Origin of the sequence: Pseudomonas sp. 313 (genome assembly GCF_000316965.1) — a bacterium.
Lineage (GTDB): Bacteria > Pseudomonadota > Gammaproteobacteria > Pseudomonadales > Pseudomonadaceae > Chryseomonas > Chryseomonas benzopyrenica.
In genome coordinates, this window is the sequence record NZ_ANBZ01000067.1 from 165,181 (window position 1) to 182,587 (window position 17,407).

General features: G+C 66.3%; 15 protein-coding genes. 5 read left to right on the forward strand and 10 right to left on the reverse strand.

The genetic code is table 11. The features are described 5' to 3' along the window. The first annotated feature begins 1 nt into the window (after position 1). From C722_RS0114015 to C722_RS0114030, 4 genes are all read left to right on the forward strand, one after another. Entirely contained in the window at positions 2 to 1,657 is a 1,656-nt protein-coding gene (locus C722_RS0114015) for an ATP-binding protein (RefSeq protein WP_017641096.1), read from the forward strand. Between the two features lie 73 nt (positions 1,658 to 1,730). After that, positions 1,731 to 5,057: a type I restriction endonuclease subunit R gene (locus C722_RS0114020; RefSeq protein WP_017641097.1), complete on the forward strand. Its 3,327-nt coding sequence runs from the start codon at positions 1,731 to 1,733 to the stop codon at positions 5,055 to 5,057. Beyond that, positions 5,054 to 5,755, forward strand: a complete 702-nt coding sequence (locus C722_RS0114025) for a M48 family metallopeptidase (protein ID WP_017641098.1) — start codon at positions 5,054 to 5,056, stop codon at positions 5,753 to 5,755. The genes C722_RS0114020 and C722_RS0114025 overlap by 4 nt, the downstream gene beginning before the upstream one ends. A 105-nt stretch (positions 5,756 to 5,860) precedes the next feature. Continuing rightward, positions 5,861 to 6,772: a LysR family transcriptional regulator gene (locus tag C722_RS0114030; protein WP_017641099.1), complete on the forward strand. Its 912-nt coding sequence runs from the start codon at positions 5,861 to 5,863 to the stop codon at positions 6,770 to 6,772. Here C722_RS0114030 and C722_RS0114035 read toward each other — a convergent pair. Both C722_RS0114035 and C722_RS0114040 read right to left on the reverse strand, forming a co-directional pair. Beyond that, complete coding sequence (locus C722_RS0114035; protein ID WP_017641100.1) at positions 6,745 to 7,104, reverse strand: hypothetical protein; 360 nt, start codon at positions 7,102 to 7,104, stop codon at positions 6,745 to 6,747. The genes C722_RS0114030 and C722_RS0114035 overlap by 28 nt on opposite strands. A gap of 106 nt (positions 7,105 to 7,210) precedes the next feature. Continuing rightward, positions 7,211 to 8,398: an MFS transporter gene (locus tag C722_RS0114040; RefSeq protein WP_017641101.1), complete on the reverse strand. Its 1,188-nt coding sequence runs from the start codon at positions 8,396 to 8,398 to the stop codon at positions 7,211 to 7,213. A gap of 102 nt (positions 8,399 to 8,500) precedes the next feature. On the opposite strand from C722_RS0114040, the gene C722_RS0114045 reads away from it, so the two are divergent. Next, positions 8,501 to 9,376 carry a LysR substrate-binding domain-containing protein gene (locus C722_RS0114045; protein WP_017641102.1) on the forward strand — a complete coding sequence of 292 codons (876 nt, stop codon included), beginning with the start codon at positions 8,501 to 8,503 and terminating at the stop codon, positions 9,374 to 9,376. A 333-nt stretch (positions 9,377 to 9,709) separates the two neighbouring features. Here the strand turns inward: C722_RS0114045 and C722_RS0114050 are convergent, their stop codons facing one another. From C722_RS0114050 to C722_RS0114085, 8 genes are all read right to left on the reverse strand, one after another. Beyond that, positions 9,710 to 10,108 carry a hypothetical protein gene (locus C722_RS0114050; protein ID WP_177323663.1) on the reverse strand — a complete coding sequence of 133 codons (399 nt, stop codon included), beginning with the start codon at positions 10,106 to 10,108 and terminating at the stop codon, positions 9,710 to 9,712. An 84-nt stretch (positions 10,109 to 10,192) separates the two neighbouring features. Beyond that, positions 10,193 to 11,101, reverse strand: coding sequence for a LysR family transcriptional regulator (locus C722_RS0114055; RefSeq protein WP_017641104.1), 909 nt, complete (start codon positions 11,099 to 11,101; stop codon positions 10,193 to 10,195). Between the two features lie 68 nt (positions 11,102 to 11,169). Continuing rightward, entirely contained in the window at positions 11,170 to 11,793 is a 624-nt protein-coding gene (ycaC, locus tag C722_RS0114060) for an isochorismate family cysteine hydrolase YcaC (protein ID WP_017641105.1), read from the reverse strand. A 48-nt stretch (positions 11,794 to 11,841) separates the two neighbouring features. Further along, the gene (locus C722_RS0114065) at positions 11,842 to 13,437 is read right to left on the reverse strand and encodes an MFS transporter (RefSeq protein WP_017641106.1); all 1,596 of its coding nucleotides are present in this window, start codon (positions 13,435 to 13,437) and stop codon (positions 11,842 to 11,844) included. Positions 13,438 to 13,448: 11 nt separating this feature from the next. Continuing rightward, on the reverse strand, positions 13,449 to 15,290 hold the full coding sequence (locus C722_RS0114070) for an amidohydrolase (RefSeq protein WP_177323665.1): 1,842 nt from the start codon (positions 15,288 to 15,290) through the stop codon (positions 13,449 to 13,451). A gap of 165 nt (positions 15,291 to 15,455) precedes the next feature. Further along, positions 15,456 to 16,274 carry an alpha/beta fold hydrolase gene (locus tag C722_RS0114075; RefSeq protein WP_017641108.1) on the reverse strand — a complete coding sequence of 273 codons (819 nt, stop codon included), beginning with the start codon at positions 16,272 to 16,274 and terminating at the stop codon, positions 15,456 to 15,458. After that, positions 16,271 to 16,900 (reverse strand): antibiotic biosynthesis monooxygenase, encoded by a 630-nt coding sequence (locus C722_RS0114080; protein ID WP_017641109.1) that lies wholly within the window; start codon positions 16,898 to 16,900, stop codon positions 16,271 to 16,273. Before C722_RS0114080 ends, C722_RS0114075 begins: the two co-directional genes overlap by 4 nt. Continuing rightward, positions 16,897 to 17,322 (reverse strand): DoxX family protein, encoded by a 426-nt coding sequence (locus C722_RS0114085; protein ID WP_017641110.1) that lies wholly within the window; start codon positions 17,320 to 17,322, stop codon positions 16,897 to 16,899. The genes C722_RS0114080 and C722_RS0114085 overlap by 4 nt, the downstream gene beginning before the upstream one ends. Positions 17,323 to 17,407: the final 85 nt, after the last annotated feature.

Below are 17,407 nucleotides of genomic sequence, written 5' to 3' on the forward strand. Positions count from 1 at the left end.
TATGCCCCAGCGCCTGCCGCCCCTGGAATCCCTTACCGTCGAGTTCAAGAGCGACCGCAGCAAACTCCCCGACCGAGACCTGATCGAGGCGCTGATGTGCCTGGCCAATGCCGAGGGTGGCGAATTGTGGCTGGGCGTGGAGGACGACGGGACGCCTAGTGGCCTACATGCCGAGCATCGCCTCCTGGAGGGGCTGGCTGGCATGGTCGCGGCGCGTACCTCGCCGTCTCTAAGCGTCCAAGCAGAGGCGGTTGATCTAGCTGGTGTGACGGTGGCGCGCATCCTGGTGCCCAAGTTCGCGGGCGAGGTAGCCACCACCAGTGGCGTGTACTTGCGCCGCCGTTTGAAGCACGACGGCACGCCCGAATGCGTGGCCATGCTGCCCCATGAGCGTAGTAGCCGCGCCAGTAGCTTCGGTCTGCTCGATGTGTCCGCCCAGCCGGTGGCCGGCGCCACTCTGGCAGACCTCGATCCGCTGGAACGCGAACGCCTGCGCCAGGCCGTGCAGCAGTATGGTGGCGACCGTGTGCTGCTGGAGTTGGACGATGAAGCCCTCGACGGTGCGCTTCTGCTCACCGCGCGCCAAGCCGACGGCTCACGCGTACCAACCCTTACTGGCTTGCTGCTGATCGGTCGGGAGACCTCACTGCGGCAACTGGTGCCCACCCACGAGTTCGCCTTCCAGGTGCTGGCCCAGCAAGCAGTGCGCTTCAACGAGTTCCGCCGCTTTCCGCTACTCAAGGCGCTGGACTGGCTGGAAACCAATTTCCGCCCCTATAACCCAGAAGAAGAGCTGCAGGTCGGCCTGTTCCGCGTGCCGGTGCCCAAGGTGGACCTCGGCGCCTTTCGCGAAGCGGTGGCCAATGCCCTGGTACACAGGGATTACCATGGCCGGGGGGCGGTACATGTGCGCCTCGAAGACGAGGCTCTGGTGGTCAGCAATCCCGGAGGCCTAGTCGATGGTGTGACTCTGGCCAATCTTCTAGTAACCGAACCCCGCCCACGCAACCCAGCACTGGCCGACGCCATGAAGCGCATCGGCGTGGTCGAACGCTCCGGTCGTGGCGTGGACAAGATCTTTCGCGGCATGCTCAAGTTCGGTCGCCCGGCCCCGGACTACAGCTATACCACCGCCCAGAGCGTGGTACTGCGCCTGCCCACCGCCGAGGCTGACCTGGATTTCCGCCGCCTGGTGGTGGAGCACGAGCGCGCCACCAATGCCGAGCTGCCCATCGACAGCCTGATCGCCCTGGCCGCCTTGCGCGCGAGCAAACGCGTCACCGCCGATGAACTGGCTGTGCAGATTCAGCGCGACACCGCCAGCGCCAAACGCACCCTGGAAGCTCTGACCGAAGCCGGCCTGGTGGAAGCCCACGGCGCCACCCGCGGGCGCAGTTACACCCTGTCGGCCAGCCTGTACCAGGCCGCGGGGGACAAAGCCGCCTATACCCGCCAGGCAGGCTTCGCACCGATTCAGCATGAGCAGATGGTGCTCAACTATGTGCAGCAGCATGGGCAAATCAAACGTGCCGAGGTCATGGAGTTATGTCGGATATCGACAGACCAGGCGGCCAAGCTTCTGAAAAAGCTGAAAGATAAAGGCGCCATTGTCCAGAGCGGTAAGAATCGAGGGGCGTCCTACACCATCGCCCCCTGAAATGAGCCGGAATGAGCCGGAATAAGCCTGTATGAGCCCATACACGCCTGAACTGGATTAAAGGAGAAACCCTGTGGGCTGGGAACTGGAAGACGTCGAAAAACCCTTTGTGGCGCAGTTGCAGGGGCTGAACTGGCAGCACACCGAGGGCAGCCTCGACAACCCGGCCACGACCGGCCGCAGCAGTTTCAGTGAAGTCATTCAGCGTGCCGCACTGGTCGAGCGCTTGCGCGCCATCAACCTGCGCGACGGCCAGCCGTGGCTGGACGATCAGCGCATTGCCGAGGCAGTCGCGGCCATTACCCGCGTGGGCAGCGGCAAGCTGATGGAAGCCAACCAGAAGGTCACCGAGTTGCTGCTCAAGGGCATTACCGTTGACGGGCTTCCTGGCTGGGAGGGTGGGCGCGGCCAAACCATCCAGTACATCGACTGGGACACTCCGGCCAACAATCACTTCAGCGTGATCAATCAATACCGGGTTGATTGCCCGCCAGGCTACAACAGCGGCAGGCAATTCATCGTCCCGGATCTGGTGCTGTTGGTGAACGGCATCCCCTTGGTGGTGGTGGAATGCAAGAGCCCATCCACTCACGAACCGCTGGCCGAGTCTGTCGATCAACTGCGCCGCTACAGCAATCAACGCAAGGCGGCCTTCGAGGTCGAGGAGAACGAGGGCAACGAGGCGTTGTTCGCCAGCGTGCAGCTATTGATCGCCAGCAGCTACGACGAAGCACGGGTGGGCTGCATTGGCGCCGGCTTCGCGCATTTTTTCCAGTGGAAAACGGTAGTTGGTCCCGACGGCAACGGCAGTGAACAGGTGGTGGCCGAGCGGTTGGGCAAAGCCAAACTGTCCGAGCAGGAGCGCTTGGTGGCGGGCATGCTGACGCCTGATCACCTGCTCGATCTGGTTCGGCATTTCATGCTGTTCATGCCAGTGGGCGGGCAGACCATCAAGACGGTCTGCCGCTACCAGCAGTATCGCGCCGTGAATCGTACGGTGCCCCGTATGAAACGCGGACAGACGCGCTTGGAGCATGGCGAGAGCGACCAGCGCGGCGGCATCGTCTGGCATACCCAGGGTTCGGGTAAGAGCCTGACCATGGTATTCCTGGTGCGCAAGATGCGCACGGATACGCAGTTGCGCCGCTTCAAGATCATCGTGGTCACCGACCGCAAGGACCTGCAGAACCAACTCGCGGCCACCGCTACCTTGAGTGGCGAGCTGCCCGAGGTGGCCTCTACTATCGAGGGCGTTAAAGCCTTGGCACGCCGCCGGGGGCCCGGCCTGGTGTTCGCCACCATCCAGAAATATCGCAACCCCGAGCAGGATGAGGATGGCTCGACCAGTAGCGCTTCAGAACCCCCTGCCCTTGCCAAAGCCGCGGAAAAGCGTGCGCCCTACCAGGTAGGCAAACCGTTTGAGGTGCTGAACCCCGACGAGAGCATTCTGGTGCTGATCGATGAGGCGCACCGCACCCAGGCCGGCGACCTGCACGCCAACCTGCTGGCAGGTCTGCCCAACTGCGTGCGTATCGGCTTTACCGGTACGCCGATCATCATGGGTGACAAGAAGCGTACCCATGAGATTTTCGGCGCCTTTATCGACAAGTACACCATCAAGGAAGCCGAGGCAGATGGCGCGACCGTGCCGGTGCTTTATGAAGGGCGCACCGCACGGGGCGCCGTGAAAGACGGGGCTAGCCTGGACGGGCTATTCGAGGATTTGTTCCGTGATCACAGCCAGGACGAGCTGGAACTGATCAAGCGGAAGTACGCCACCAAGGGCCATATCCTCGATGCTCCAGCACTGATCGCGGACAAGGCTCGTGACATCCTCCGTCACTATGTCACCCATATCCTACCCAATGGCTACAAGGCGCAGGTGGTGGCCTACAGCCGGCTTGCAGCCGTCCGCTATTTCCATGCGCTAGATACTGCCCGCAATGAACTGCTCGCTGAAGCCGACGCCTTGCCTGCTGATGAGAAGGCCCTGGACGATGAAGCCCTGTGCCAACGCCCGCCCAAGCTGCAGGCGCAAATACAGGCGTGGCGTTATCGCGACACGCTACGCGGTCTGGAGTTCGCGGCCATTATTTCCGGATCCAATAACGACCCAGCCGAGTGGAAAAGCTGGACGGATGGCAGTAAGCACGAACACCTGATCCAAAGATTCAAGAAGCCCCTGAAGCATGAGCAGGTGGGCAAGTCCGATCCGCTCGCCTTCTTGATCGTCAAGTCGATGCTATTGACCGGCTTTGATGCCCCCATCGAGGGGGTGATGTACCTCGACCGGCCGATCAGGGAAGCCGAACTGCTGCAGGCCATCGCGCGGGTCAACCGCACCGGCTTCGGCAAGCGTTGTGGCATCGTGGTCGACTACTACGGAGTCGCCAACCATCTACGCGAAGCCCTGGCTGCCTATGCCGACGAGGATATCGAGGGTGCGCTGAGCAGCATCAAGGACGAGGTGCCGGTGCTCCGTGACCGACACCTGCGGGTGGTGGATGTGTTGCGCCGTCAGGGGATCGAGTCGCTGGACGATGTGGAAGCCTGTCTTACGGCACTTGAATCGGAAAAGGTACGCGCTGAGTTCGCGGTCAAGCTAAAAGCCTTTCTCGATACACTGGATACCGTCTTGCCGCGCCCAGAGGGCCTGCCCTTCGTCAAGGATGCCAAGCGCCTGGCCTATATCCATGCCCGGGCGCGCGGGCGCTACAAAGACCTACCGCAACTGGGCAAGGATGTTGGCGCCAAGGTGCGCAAGCTGATCGACGATCACGTGATCTCGCTGGGCATCGACCCGAAGATTCCGCCGATCCAGCTCACCGACGCGGACTTCGAAAAGCAGCTATCGCGTAGTGTCAACGACCGCGCCAAGGCTTCGGAGATGGAGCACGCCATCCGCTCACATGTGCGCAAGCATGTAGATGAGGATCCGGTGCGGTATCGCAAGCTATCCGAGCGCCTGAACGAACTGCTCAAGGCGTTTGGTGACCAGTGGGATCAACTTGTTGCACAACTGCAGAAGCTCATCGACGAGTTGCGTAGCGGCCAAATGAGCGATGACAACAGCTCCCTGGATGTGCCCGAGCACTATGCGCCCTTCCTGCGCACGCTGCTGGATGTGGTGTGCGCCGACGCCACTCCGGAGCCTGCAGCACTGCTCCGACTGAAGGATGTCACGGTAGATCTGGTCGATCTATTGGTGGACGAACTGCAAAGCCACCGTGACATCTGGAGCCCGCGCAAGCGAGCGGCACAGGAGGAGCTGGCCGGACAGTTATTCGACCACCTGATGCGGCTGCGTCCGCCCTTGGTGAATACTGATACGGCGGGGGTATTGGCTGACCGCCTGCTGGATCAGGCCAGGGCCAGCCATGAGCGGCTGGTGCAGTTATGAGCCATCAATCCCTCACCGTTAACGACCTGCACTTGAGGCTGCATCGTAGTGCACGCCGCAAGACGATGCAGATCACCGTCGAGCGAGATGGCACCCTGATTCTTTCCGCACCACCCGAAGTGGAGGAACAAAGGCTGCGCCAATTCGTAGCGGAAAAAAGCTTCTGGATTTACTCGCGTCTAGCCGAAAAGGATCGCCTGCAGCGCGCTATCCCTACCAAGGAGTATGTCAATGGCGAGGGTTTCCTGTATCTGGGGCGAAGTTATCGTCTCAAGCTAGTAGAGGAGCAAGAGGTGCCGCTCAAACTCTCAGCCGGCCGCTTCTGCTTGTTGCGTAGCGAGCTGCCAAACGCTCGGGAACATTTTGTCCGCTGGTACAGCAACCATGCGCGCAATTGGCTGACCTCGCGCGTGAAGCTTTACCAAGCCCGCATGGAACTAGCCCCGGGAGGAGTGCGGGTGCAGGACCTGGGCTATCGCTGGGGGTCCTGTGGTAAGGGCGCGCAGTTGTATTTTCACTGGAAGACCATCTTGCTGCCCAAGCACATTGCCGAGTACGTGGTGGTGCATGAGATGGTGCACCTGCACGAGCCGCACCACACCCCGGAGTTTTGGCTGCGTCTGGAACGCGCCATGCCGGACTATGCGCAACGCAAGGTCTGGTTGGCAGAACACGGCATTGAGGTTGAGGGGATCTAGCCTTTGATGGCCAAGCCGCCATTCTAGTTAAGCGATCATGCCCCGAGTATTTCCTACTCCAGGATATCAATTCTTAGTCAACCTTCTCGCTGCCTGGATGCCGCCATGAATTTCGATGACCTACGCCTGTTCGTCACCACCCTGAACGAGGGCAGCTTCACCGCCGCCGCCGACAAGCTGGGGCTCTCCAAGCAGTTCGTCAGCCGGCGGACCATGGCATTGGAGGAAAGTCTGGGGGTGCGGCTGCTCAATCGCACCACGCGACGCCTGCAGGCGACCGAACTGGGGATGCTGCTCTATGAGCGGGCGGTGAAGATCCTCGAGGACGTCAACGACACCGAGGAATTGCTCTCCAGCCGGCGGACGGTGCCCCAGGGGGTGCTGCGCGTGAGTGCGCCCATGACCTTCGGCACCCTGCACCTGAGTCCCCTGCTGCCGGATTTTCTCTCGGCCTATCCGCAGATCCGCCTGGAGCTGGATCTCAATGACCGGGCGGTGGATCTGCTCGCCGAGGGCTACGACATGTCGATCCGCATCGGCACCCTGGCCGATTCCAGCCTGATCGCCAAGCGGCTGACCGAGATGCAGCTGGTGACCTGTGCCAGTCCGGATTATCTGCAGAAGGCGCCGCCGCTGCTGCAGCCGGAGGATCTGGCCGAGCACAGCTGTCTGCTCTATGGCCATGGTCGCCAGGTGGAATGGCGCTTTCAGCGCGGAGGCAAGCCGCTGGTGCTGCCCATGCAGGGTCAGCTCCGGGCCAACAACGGTGAGGTGGTGCGGGATGCGGCCATTGCCGGTCAGGGCATCGCGGTGCTGCCGACCTTCATCATCGGCGCGGCGCTGGCCTCAGGGGCGCTGGTACAGGTGCTGGAAGACTTCGCCCTGCCCAGCGCGGCGGTCTATGCGGTCTATCCCCAGCATCGTCAGTCGGCACGCATCGTCCAACTGTTCTCGGACTATCTGCGCGACCGCCTGACGGTCGGGCCGACTCACGCCACGGCGCCGCGGGTCGGTTGACGCTGGGGCCACTGCTGGAGGGTTCGCTCGGCGCCGTCGGCAGCCAGGCGTTGGCCATCCAGACGCTGCTGCTGACGCTGGATCGCCGGCTGCAGACTGCGCTCGGCGCCGTTTTCAGCCAGGGCACGACGCGGGTCGAGACGCTGCTGCTGGCGCTGGATCGACGGCTGCAGGCTGCGATCAGTGCCGTTCTCGGCCAGGGTGCGATCCTGCTGCTGGTGCTTTTCGATCAGTGAACCCAAGGGGCGCAGGGCGCTTTCCTCGGCCTGGGCGGATTGGGCGATGGCGGTGGTGAGCAGAGTGGCGGCGAAGAGAGCGGTGAGGGCTTTCATGGCGAGTACCTGTGTCGGGTGGGTGTGGACTCATTGTCGCCAGCCCACCCCGCGCCTAGAAATCGTCCCGCGGGATAGCGATCATCGACCGCGCTGATGATGGCGCTCAGGCCCGCGCCTGACGCTGGCGCAGCAGGAACAGGCACCAGACGGCCAGCGCCGTGGCCGCCAGCAGGCAGCCGGCCAGACTGACGCCGGTCCAGCCGAAGTGCTCGTACAGCCGCGCCGACAGCAGCGAACCCAGGGAGCCGCCGAGGAAGTAGCCGGTCATGTAGCCGGCGTTGAGGCGGCTGCGGGCCTCCGGGCGCAGGCGGTAGACCACGTTCTGGTTGCTGACGTGGCTGAGCTGCACGGCGAGATCCAGCACCAGGATGCCGACCAGCAGCGCCGCCAGCGACTGCTGGGCAAAGGCCAGGGGCAGCCAGGCGAGTGTCAGGGAGGCCAGGCCGATGCTGGTGGCGAGACCACCCTTGCCCTGGTCGGCCATGCGCCCGGCCAGGTTGGCGGCCAGCGCCCCCACTGCCCCGGCGAGACCGAACAGGCCGATGGTGCCATCGCTGAAGCCATAGGGTTCGGCGGCGAGCAGAAAGGCCAGGGGCGTCCAGAACACCGCGAAGACGGCGAAGCCCAGACAGCCCAGCAGGGTGCGCAGCCGGTGCAGGGGTTCGTCGCGCAAGAGCACGAACACCGAGCCCAGCAGCCGTGGGTAGCTCAGGCCCGCCGACTGCTGATAGCGCGGCAGCGCCAGGCGCAGGGCCAGGGCGGTGGCCAGCATCAGACCGGCCGCCACGGCATAGACGGTACGCCAGTCGCCCAGGGACGACAGCGCCCCGGCCACGGTGCGGGCCAGCAGGATACCGAGGATAAGTCCGCTCATGACGGTGCCCACCGCCCTGCCCCGCTGCTCCGGCGCGGCCAGGGTCGCGGCGAAGGGCACCAGCACCTGGGCCACCACCGAGAAGAGCCCGGTCATGGCGGTGCCCACTAGCAGCCAGGTCAGGCTGGTGGCGGTGGCACTCAGGGCCAGGCCGGCGGCGGCGATCACGCTCATGGTGACGATCAGCCGGCGGCGCTCCAGCAGATCGCCCAGGGGCACCAGCAGCAGGAGCCCGGCGGCGTAGCTGAGCTGGGCGGTGGTGACGATGCTGCCGGCCTGGGTGTAGCTGAGGTCGAAGCGCTGGGCGATGGTGTGCAGCAACGGCTGGTTGTAGTAGTTGCTGGCCACCGCGATACCGGTGGCGACGGCCATGAGCAGGGTCAGCCAGCGGCTGAGAGGAGGTGTGGGGTTCGACATCCGCGAGGTCCGGCATGGGAAAGGCTGGTCAGTATCAGACAACGGCAGCCATCGGTTAAATGAATCGTTAAGATGGTTTCGATCTCATTTCAAGATAGCGCCATGAACCTCAAGCAGCTGGAATTCGCCGTCGCCCTGGCCGAGGAGCGCCACTTCACCCGCGCCGCCGAGCGTTGTCATGTGGTGCAGTCGGCGCTCAGTCACCAGATCGCCCGCCTGGAAGCCGAACTGGGCGCTACCCTGTTCGAACGCCTGCCGCGGCAGGTGCGCCTCACCCCCGCCGGCGAAGCGCTGCTGGTCCAGGCGCGGCAGGCGCTGGCCGCGGTGGAAAGAGCGCGGCAGGACGTGGCTGCGGCGGTCGGTGCCATTCGCGGCAGCCTGACAGTGGGCCTGATCTCCTCGGTGCCGCGGCTGGACATCGTCGAGCTACTGGCCGCCTTCCATGCCCGCCATCCCCAGGTGGACATCCGGCTGCGCCAGGACAAGAGCGAGACGCTGCTGGCGGCGGTGCGCGAGCGACAACTGGATTTCGCCCTGATCGGCCTGTCGCGCCAGGTGGCCCTGGAGGCGGTGGCTAGCCGCCTGCTGCTCAGCGAGGAACTGGTGGCGGTGCTGCCCGCCGCGCACGCCCTGGCGGGGCGGGAAAGGCTGTCGCTGCACGAACTGGTGGATCTGCCGCTGGTCGACCTGCCCGCCGGCAGCGGGGCGCGGCGGCAGACCGACGAGGCCTTCGCCGCCCTGGGTCTGCCCCACCGGGTGCGTTTCGAGACGGGCAACATGCAGTTGCTGGAACGCTTCGTCCGGCGCGGGCTGGCGATCGGTCTGGTGCCTGACAGTATCGCCGGTACCTTTGCCGGCCTCGCCCGGGTGCCGGTCAGCGATGCGCCCCAGCGTAACGTCCATGCCATCTGGTCGCCGCTGCCGACACCGGCGACGCGGGAATTCCTCAAGGTGCTGGGAGAGGCCATGGCGGAGTAGCCTTCGCCGCTGCGGTTGCGCCCACGACGCCCTCGTAGGTTGGGTTGAGCGCAGCGACGCCCAACATTGCCCAAGGCTGAGCATCCCTGTTGGGCTTCGACGATGGAGCCGTCTCAACCCAACCTACGGTCTGACCGCCGTCCGCGCGCATGGTGGTCCGCCGATGCGGCTACGGCTAATAGCCCGCGCAGGTGGGGTTGAGCGCAGCGAAGCCCAACATTGCCCAAGGCTGAGCATCCCTGTTGGGCTTCGACGCTGGAGCCGTCTCAACCCAACCTACGGTCTGACTGCAGCGCCACAGCCTGGAAAACGCGGCAGCCCGCTGAGCTACCCTTAGCCCTCGCTCACCGGTAGCCGGCGCACGAAGTTGCCCACTCGCCAGGCCAGTTGTTCGCCCTGACACTGCACCAGCAGGTTGCGCACCGGATAGGACTGGCCGGCGACGCTGGCCTCGGCCTGGGCTTCGCTGGCGCCGTCCAGATGATTGCGGGCGAGTACCCGGTAGCTACCGGTGCTGCTGATGCTGCAGCGCTCCGCGGCTTCGCCGGCGCAGCCGGACCAGCGGCCGAAGACTCCGTTGCACTGCACCAGGTAGGCCGTGCTGCCATCCTTGAGGTAGGCGTTGTGGGAGTTGGCGCAGCCGCCCAGCAGGGCGAGGAAGCCGGCGCAGGCCAGCAGGCGAAGGGCGTTGCGGAAGGTGGCGAGGTTCATGGGCGTGGCTCCGGAAGACATGCAGCCATCCTAGAAAGCCAACCCCCTCGCCAATAAATCGTACCGGCGGATAGCGCTTATCGACGGGGCTGATAGCCCAGTTCGCTAGGACGTCTCGCCCATGAATCTGACGATCTCGCCGCGCAACCAGCGCTCGCCGGGATCCTGGTCCTGGGCCGCGCGCCAGACCAGCGACAGCTTGGCCGGGACGATGGGAAACGGCGGCTCCTCGATGCGCAGACTGCCACTGGCGGCCAGGGCTTGGGCGGCGTAGTCGGGCACCGTGGCGAGCAGGTCGCTGCCGGCCAGCAAGGCGCCGAGACCGTTGAAGTGGGGCACGCCCAGGGCCACCTTGCGGCTACGCCCGAGGCGCGCCAGGTCGTCGTCGATGTTGCCGCAAAGATCGCCGGACATGGACACCAGCACATGGGGCCGCGCGCAATAGTCGTCCAGGGTCAGGGGAGCGGGAGCGGCGTCGGCGCGAACCACCAGGGCGCGGATGTGCCTCAGGGTGCGGCACTTGGCGTTGGCCGGCAGCTGGGTGGTGTAGCTGATACCCAGGGAGACCTCGCCACTGGCCAGCAGGCCGGGCAAGAGCAGGAAGTTGGCGTTGCGCACCACCAGCACGCAGTGCGGCGCCACCTCGCGCAGATGGGCCAGCAGCGGCGGCAGCAGACCGCATTCGACATCGTCGGACATGCCCAGGCGAAAGACCGCACGGCTGGCACCGGGATCGAAGTCGTCGACCTCGCTGAGGGCATTGGACAGACCGTCCAGGGCCGGTTGCAGGCGTGCGAGGATGGCCAGGGCGCGCGGCGTGGGTTCCATGGTGCGGCCACTGCGCACCAGCAGCGGATCGTCGAAGAATTGCCGCAAGCGCACCAGGGCGGCGCTGATGGCCGGCTGGCCGAGAAAGAGTTTTTCCGCGGTGCGGGTGAGATTGCGCTCGTGCATCAGGCTTTCGAACACCACCAAGAGGTGCAGGTCGATGCGGCGCAGGTCGTTGCGGTTCACGGCGTCCCTCCGCGAAGGTCTGGCAGGGATGGTCCGGCGCCGAGGGAGGCGCCGGACCATCGTTCCCCTTACTTGGCGGACAGCTTGGCGTAGCTGGTCATCAGGTTGCGGTAGTTGGGGATGTGGTTGGACAGCAGGGCACCCAGGCCCTCGATGTCGTTGCGCCAGTCGCGGTGCAGTTCGCAGGCGACGCTGAACCAGTTCATCAGCTGCACACCAGCGGCGCTCATGCGCGCCCAGGCGGCCTGTTGCACGGTCTTGTCGAAGGTGCCGGAGGCATCGGTCACCACGAAGACGTCGAAGCCTTCGGCGATGGCCGCCAGGGCCGGGAAGGTCACGCAGACGTCGGTCACCACGCCGGCGATGATCAGCTGCTTGCGGCCGGTGGCCTTGATGGCGGCGACGAAGTCTTCGTTGTCCCAGGCGTTGATCTGGCCGGGCCGGGCGATGTACGGCGCCTCGGGGAACAGCTCGACCAGCTCGGGCACCAGCGGGCCGTTGGGGCCCTGCTCGAAGCTGGTGGTGAGGATGGTGGGCAGGCCAAAGAACTTGGCGCTGTTGGCCAGGGCCAGGACGTTGTTCTTGAAGTCGCTGGGGGTGAAATCCTGGACCAGCGAGATCAGACCGGCCTGGTGGTCGATCAGCAGGACGACGGCATCGTTCTTGTCGAGACGGTTGTAGGGCTTGCTCATGGTGGAGTCCTCAGGGAGTGGTTTGGGGGTTGCGGGTGAAGGGCGGCATCAGGCGCCGCCCAGGAGATGGCGAATGGCGATGGGTACGCCGGGGGTCTGGTACTGGCGCGCCGCCGCTTCCAGGCGCTGTTCGCCCTGGGTGACGCGGTGGTGGTGGCGCAGGTGTTCCAGCCAGGATTCGTCGCAGAAGAATTCCTGCCAGCGGCGTGGCTCGGCGCTGTCCTGCAGCAGGGCCCAGGAGAAGGCGCCGTTGCGTCGGCGCATGGCACCAACCGCCTGCATGGCCTGGCGAAAGGCCGGACCGTGTTCGGGAGCGATGTCGTATTCCAGGGTGACCATCACCGGGCCGCGCTCGCGATCCAGGGAGTCGTCGAGGATCGGTGTCGGCCAGTGCAGTGCGGGGGCGATATCGGCCGCCGGGGTGACCGGCAGGCGCAGGCGCCAGGTCAGCCCGATGCCGGCCAGCAGCACCCCGGCCGCCGCGCTCAGGGCCACGCTCAGGGAGAAGTGGCTGGCCAGGGCGCCCCAGAGGAAGCCGCCCAGGGCGGTGGTGCCAAAGAACACCAGGATGTAGACGGCCAGGGCACGGGCGCGCACCCAGCCGGGCACGGCGGTCTGGGCCGCCACCTGCAGACTGGAGAGCACGGCGATCCAGGCCAGGCCGCTGGCCAGCATCACCGGCAGCAGCCAGGCGAAGTCACGAATCCAGGCCAGGCCGAGCAGGACCAGGGCATAGAGCGCACTGGCACCCGCCACCAGCAGGTCGCTGGACAGCCGCTCGCGCAGCCGCGGCAGGAGCATGGCGCCGGCGATGGCACCCAGGCCGACGCACCCGAGCAGGATGCCGAAATCCAGGGCGGTGCCCTGCAGGGTTTGGCGTACCAGTAGCGGCAGCAGGGCCATACCGGCGCTGGCGCCGAGGAAAAACGCGGCGGTCCGGGCCAGCACCACCTGCAGCTGGAGCGAGCTGCGGGCATAGCGGAAACCGACCCGGACGGCGCCCAAGAGGCGCTCCGCGGGCAGCACGGCGGCTGCAGGTTGGCGCCGCCAGGTCAGGAGCGCGACGATGACGGCAAGGAAGGAAACGGCGTTAAGGGCGAAGGTCAGCCAGGGACCGGCCAGGCTGACCAGCACCCCGGCCAGGGCCGGCCCCAGGGCACGGGCCACGTTCATACCCAGGCTGGACAGGGCGATGGCCGCCGGCAGCTCGCTCTTGTCCACCAGTTCGGGCGTCAGCGCCGACCAGGCCGGCAGCATCAGCGCCGTGCCCACGCCCATGGCCAGGGTCAGCCCCAGGAGCAGCGGTACGGTCATCCAGCCGGCCAGGGTCAGCCCGGCCAGAGCCAGGGCCACCGTGGCCATCCATAGCTGTACGCCGAGCAGGTAGCGGCGGCGGTCGACGATGTCGGCCAGGGCGCCGGCTGGCAGCGCCAGCAGGAACATCGGCAACGCCCCCGCCACCTGGACCAGGGCCACCGCCAGGGGACTGGCCGACAGCGAGGTCATCAGCCAGCCGGCGCCCACCTCGTGCATCCAGGTACCGATGTTGGACGCGATGCTGGCCAGCCACAGCCAGCGGAAGGTGCGCTGACGCAGGGGCTGCCAGGGCGAGGCGGCGTTGGGGTTCAAGGCGGCGGCGGTCATGGTGGCGGTCCTCAGAAGCTGAAGCAGGAGCAGCCGAAGGCGCCCCAGAAGCCACTGAAGTCGCTGACCGGCACCTGGCTCTGGCGCGCCCGCTCATGGCCGTGGCCATGCACGGAACAGGCGCCGGCGCACTGGTGCACGGCGGCCTGCAGGGGCGCGCCGGGCTTCCAGTGGCCAGGTACCTTGACCACCGGCGACCAGTCCGGTGTGACCGGCAAGGGCGCCGGGCCGAGGCGATCGAATTCCTCGGCGCCATGGACGATGCGGCCGCCGACCACGGTCAGCACCGACTCCAGGTGCTTGATGGCCTCCTCCTCGACGGTGAAGAAGTCCGCCGAGAGCACTGCCACGTCGGCCAGCTGGCCCACCCGCAACTGGCCCTTCTTGCCCTGTTCCGAGGAGAACCAGGCACTGCCCTGGGTGAACAGCTGCAGGGCGGTGGCCCGCGGCAGGCCCTCCTGATAGAGCGCCAGGCCGCCGACGGTGCGGCCGCTGACCATCCAGTACAGTGAGGTCCAGGGGTTGTAGCTGGAGACGCGGGTGGCGTCGGTCCCCGCCCCTACCGGTACGCCTTCGGCGAGCATCCGCTGGATCGGCGGGGTCTGCTCGGCGGCCTTGGCACCATAGCGGTCGACGAAGTATTCGCCCTGGAAGGCCATGCGGTCCTGGATGGCGATGCCGCCGCCGAGGGCCTTGACCCGCTCGATGTTGCGCGGACTGATGGTCTCGGCGTGGTCGAAGAACCAGGGCAGCCCGTTGAAGGGCACGTCGCGATTGACCCGCTCGAAGACGTCGAGCATGCGCGAGATGGATTCGTCGTAGGTGGCGTGCAGGCGGAACGGCCAGCGCTGTTCCACCAAGTGACGCACCACCGGCTCCAGATCGGCCTCCATGCTGGACGGCAGGTCCGGCCGCGGTTCGAGGAAGTCCTCGAAGTCGGCCGCCGAGAAGGCCAGCATCTCGCCGGCGCCGTTGTGGCGGAGGAAGTCGGTGCCCTGGTGCAGGGTGACGCTGCTGGTCCAGTTCTTGAAGTCGGCCAGCTCTTCCTTGGGCCGCTGGGTGAAGAGGTTGTAGGCGATGCGTACGGTGAGCTGGTCGGCATCGGCCAGCTCCTGGATGACCTGGTAGTCGTCCGGGTAGTTCTGGAAGCCGCCGCCGGCGTCGATGGCGCTGGTCAGGCCCAGGCGATTGAGTTCACGCATGAACTGGCGCGTGGAGTTGACTTGGTATTCCAGCGGCAGCTTGGGCCCCTTGGCCAGGGTGGCGTAGAGGATCATGGCGTTGGGCCGGGCGATGAGCATGCCGGTGGGCTCGCCCCGGGCGTCGCGCTGGATCTCGCCGCCTGGCGGATTGGGCGTGTCCTTGGTGTAGCCCACGACACGCAGGGCGGCGCGGTTGAGCAGGGCCCGGTCATAAAGGTGCAGGATGAACACCGGGGTGTCCGGCGCGGCCTGGTTGAGCTCCTCCAGGGTCGGCAGCCGGCGCTCGGCGAACTGGAATTCGTTCCAGCCGCCCACTACCCGCACCCACTGGGGCGCAGGGGTACGCTCGGCCTGGTCCTTGAGCATGCGCAGGGCATCGGCCAGCGAGGGCACGCCCTCCCAGCGCAGTTCCAGGTTGTAGTTCAGGCCACCGCGGATCAGGTGCAGGTGGGAGTCGTTGAGGCCCGGGATGGCGCGGCGACCGCGCAGGTCGACCACCTGGGTGCCCGGGCCGCGATGGGCCATGACGTCGCTATCGCTACCCACGGCAAGAAAGACGCCGTCCTTGATGGCGACCGCAGTCGCCGCGGGGCGCTCGGGATCGACGGTGTGGAGCTTGCCGTTGTGCAGGATCAGATCGGCGTGTTGCATGGTGCCTCCAGAGGCAGTGTCGGCGCGTCCGGCCAGGGGCAGGACGGACCAGAGCGCGCCGGCGGCGCCCAACAGGAGGGCGCGGCGGCGTTGAGGGTCCAGGGGTTCTTGGCTCATAACCGTACTCGCGACCCGGGCAGCGTCTGCTGCTGACCGGGCGGGTGGTCAGCGGGCGACGAAGGCCAGCAGGTCCTGGTTCAACTGCGCGGCGTGGGTCACCGCGAAGCCGTGGGGGGCGCCGGCGTACACCTTGAGCTCGGCGCCACGGATCAGCTCGGCCGCCAGCTTGCCGGTGGTCGCGAAGGGCACCACCTGGTCGGCGTCGCCGTGGATCACCAGGGTCGGCACGTCGATCTTGGCCATGTCCGGACGGAAGTCGGTCTCGGAGAAGGCGGTGACGCAATCCAGGGTGCCTTTCAGCGAAGCCAGCAGGGCGATGTTGAGGGTCTGGGTGAAGACGCCCGCGGAGACCGTCTGGCCCTGGTTGGTGCCATAGAACACTGGCGCGAAGTCGGCGAGGAACTGGGCGCGGTCCTTCAGCAGACCGCCGCGGATGCCGTCGAAGACGCCCTGGTCGACGCCCTGGGGGAAGTCCGGCTTCTGCCCGAACAGCGGGGTGACGGCGCCGAGCAGCGCCAGCTTGGCGACCCGCGCCGAGCCGTGGCGCGCCAGGTAGCGGCTGACGTCGCCACCGCCCATGGAGAAGCCCACCAGGGTGACGTCGCGCAGATCCAGGTGCTCGATCAGCTCCTTGATGTCGTCGGCGAAGGTGTCGTAGTCATAGCCATTCCACGGCTGGCCGGAGCGCCCGAAGCCGCGGCGGTCGAAGGCGATGGCGCGATAGCCGTGGCTGGCCAGATGATGCATCTGGTAATCCCACATGTCGGCGTCCAACGGCCAGCCGTGGCTGAACAGCACGGGCTTGCCGCTGCCCCAGTCCTTGAAATAGATCTCGACGCCATCGCGGGTGGTGAAGGTGCTCATGGTTGTTCGCCTCTAAGGGTGGAAGGAGTGGAAAAGGCGCCCGAGCGGGCGTTGAGCCAGGGCGCGCACAGGCGGCTCACCCTCGGCATGATCAGGAACACCACCAGCGGCACGATGCACAGGGTGATCAGCAGGTTGCTCGGCACCGGCCCGGCCAGCAGCGGATAGCGCGTGAACAGCGGCTGCCACAGTGGCGGGATCAGCATCGCCAGGGGCGCGATGACCAGGTAGGTCAGCACCGCCTGCTTCCAGGCCGGTGGCTGGCGCACGCCGGGGCGCGGTGGGTTGAACCAGAACTCGGCGTCGGCATGCACCTCAGGCGCATCGGCCTCGCGCAGCAGCGGTGCCACCTCGGCGATCAGCGCCTGGCGTTCCGGCGAGGCCAGCCAGGCCTGCAACCGCTCGACGTCGGCGAAACGCACCAGGGTGGTGAAGGCGGTGCCTGCCTCGGCCGGCGGGATGACATCCACACCGAGATGGCCACAGGCTTCACGGGCAGCGGTGACCGCGCGCTGCAGCCAGCGCTGATAGGCGTCCTGCTGGCCGGCCAGGGGTTGGTGGCGGATCACCAGGGTGACGATGCGACTGTGCGCCTGATGCAGGTCCTGCCCGCGTGCGGCGCTCATGACAGGGCCCTCGCGAAGCCACCCTGGGCGGCGTGACGCCTGACCAGCCGGGCTTCCAGTGAATAGCGACCGGGCCCGGTGAGCGCCAGGGTGCCGAACAGCACCAGCAGCAGCCAGCCGAACTGACCCTGCTCCAGAGACCACTCGGGGTGCACCACCAGCAGGGCGATCAGCAGCAACCCGAGGATCGGCAAGCAGGCCAGGCGCGTCGCCCAACCCAGGGCGATCAGCAACGGACAGAGCACCTCGGCGAAGACGGCGAAGCCCAGCGTCGGCCAGGCGCCCAGGTGCAGCGGGTCTTCGATCAGGCCAAGCTGCTGGCGAAAGTGCAGCGCCTTGGGCAGACCATGCACCGCCAGGAGCAGCCCGGCGCCGCCCAGGCGCAGGAACAGGAGTCCCAGATCCAGCCTCACGCTTCCCATGACCCATCCCCCTGATGAAAGAGTCGGCTGCGAGAGAGACCTCGCGCCGTCGATGGAGCGAACTTTCGCCCGGACGACGGCGGAC

Bases quoted from the DNA above. Each gene is read 5' to 3' on its own strand.
- C722_RS0114015 (WP_017641096.1), top strand. From the start codon at position 2: ATGCCCCAGCGCCTGCCGCCCCTGGAATCCCTTACCGTCGAGTTCAAG.
- C722_RS0114070 (WP_177323665.1), bottom strand. From the start codon at position 15,290: ATGCAACACGCCGATCTGATCCTGCACAACGGCAAGCTCCACACCGTC.
- C722_RS0114080 (WP_017641109.1), bottom strand. From the start codon at position 16,900: ATGAGCGCCGCACGCGGGCAGGACCTGCATCAGGCGCACAGTCGCATC.
- C722_RS0114045 (WP_017641102.1), top strand. From the start codon at position 8,501: ATGAACCTCAAGCAGCTGGAATTCGCCGTCGCCCTGGCCGAGGAGCGC.
- C722_RS0114050 (WP_177323663.1), bottom strand. From the start codon at position 10,108: ATGTCTTCCGGAGCCACGCCCATGAACCTCGCCACCTTCCGCAACGCC.
- C722_RS0114065 (WP_017641106.1), bottom strand. From the start codon at position 13,437: ATGACCGCCGCCGCCTTGAACCCCAACGCCGCCTCGCCCTGGCAGCCC.
- ycaC (WP_017641105.1), bottom strand. From the start codon at position 11,793: ATGAGCAAGCCCTACAACCGTCTCGACAAGAACGATGCCGTCGTCCTG.
- C722_RS0114075 (WP_017641108.1), bottom strand. From the start codon at position 16,274: ATGAGCACCTTCACCACCCGCGATGGCGTCGAGATCTATTTCAAGGAC.
- C722_RS0114035 (WP_017641100.1), bottom strand. From the start codon at position 7,104: ATGAAAGCCCTCACCGCTCTCTTCGCCGCCACTCTGCTCACCACCGCC.
- C722_RS0114085 (WP_017641110.1), bottom strand. From the start codon at position 17,322: ATGGGAAGCGTGAGGCTGGATCTGGGACTCCTGTTCCTGCGCCTGGGC.
- C722_RS0114025 (WP_017641098.1), top strand. From the start codon at position 5,054: ATGAGCCATCAATCCCTCACCGTTAACGACCTGCACTTGAGGCTGCAT.
- C722_RS0114030 (WP_017641099.1), top strand. From the start codon at position 5,861: ATGAATTTCGATGACCTACGCCTGTTCGTCACCACCCTGAACGAGGGC.
- C722_RS0114040 (WP_017641101.1), bottom strand. From the start codon at position 8,398: ATGTCGAACCCCACACCTCCTCTCAGCCGCTGGCTGACCCTGCTCATG.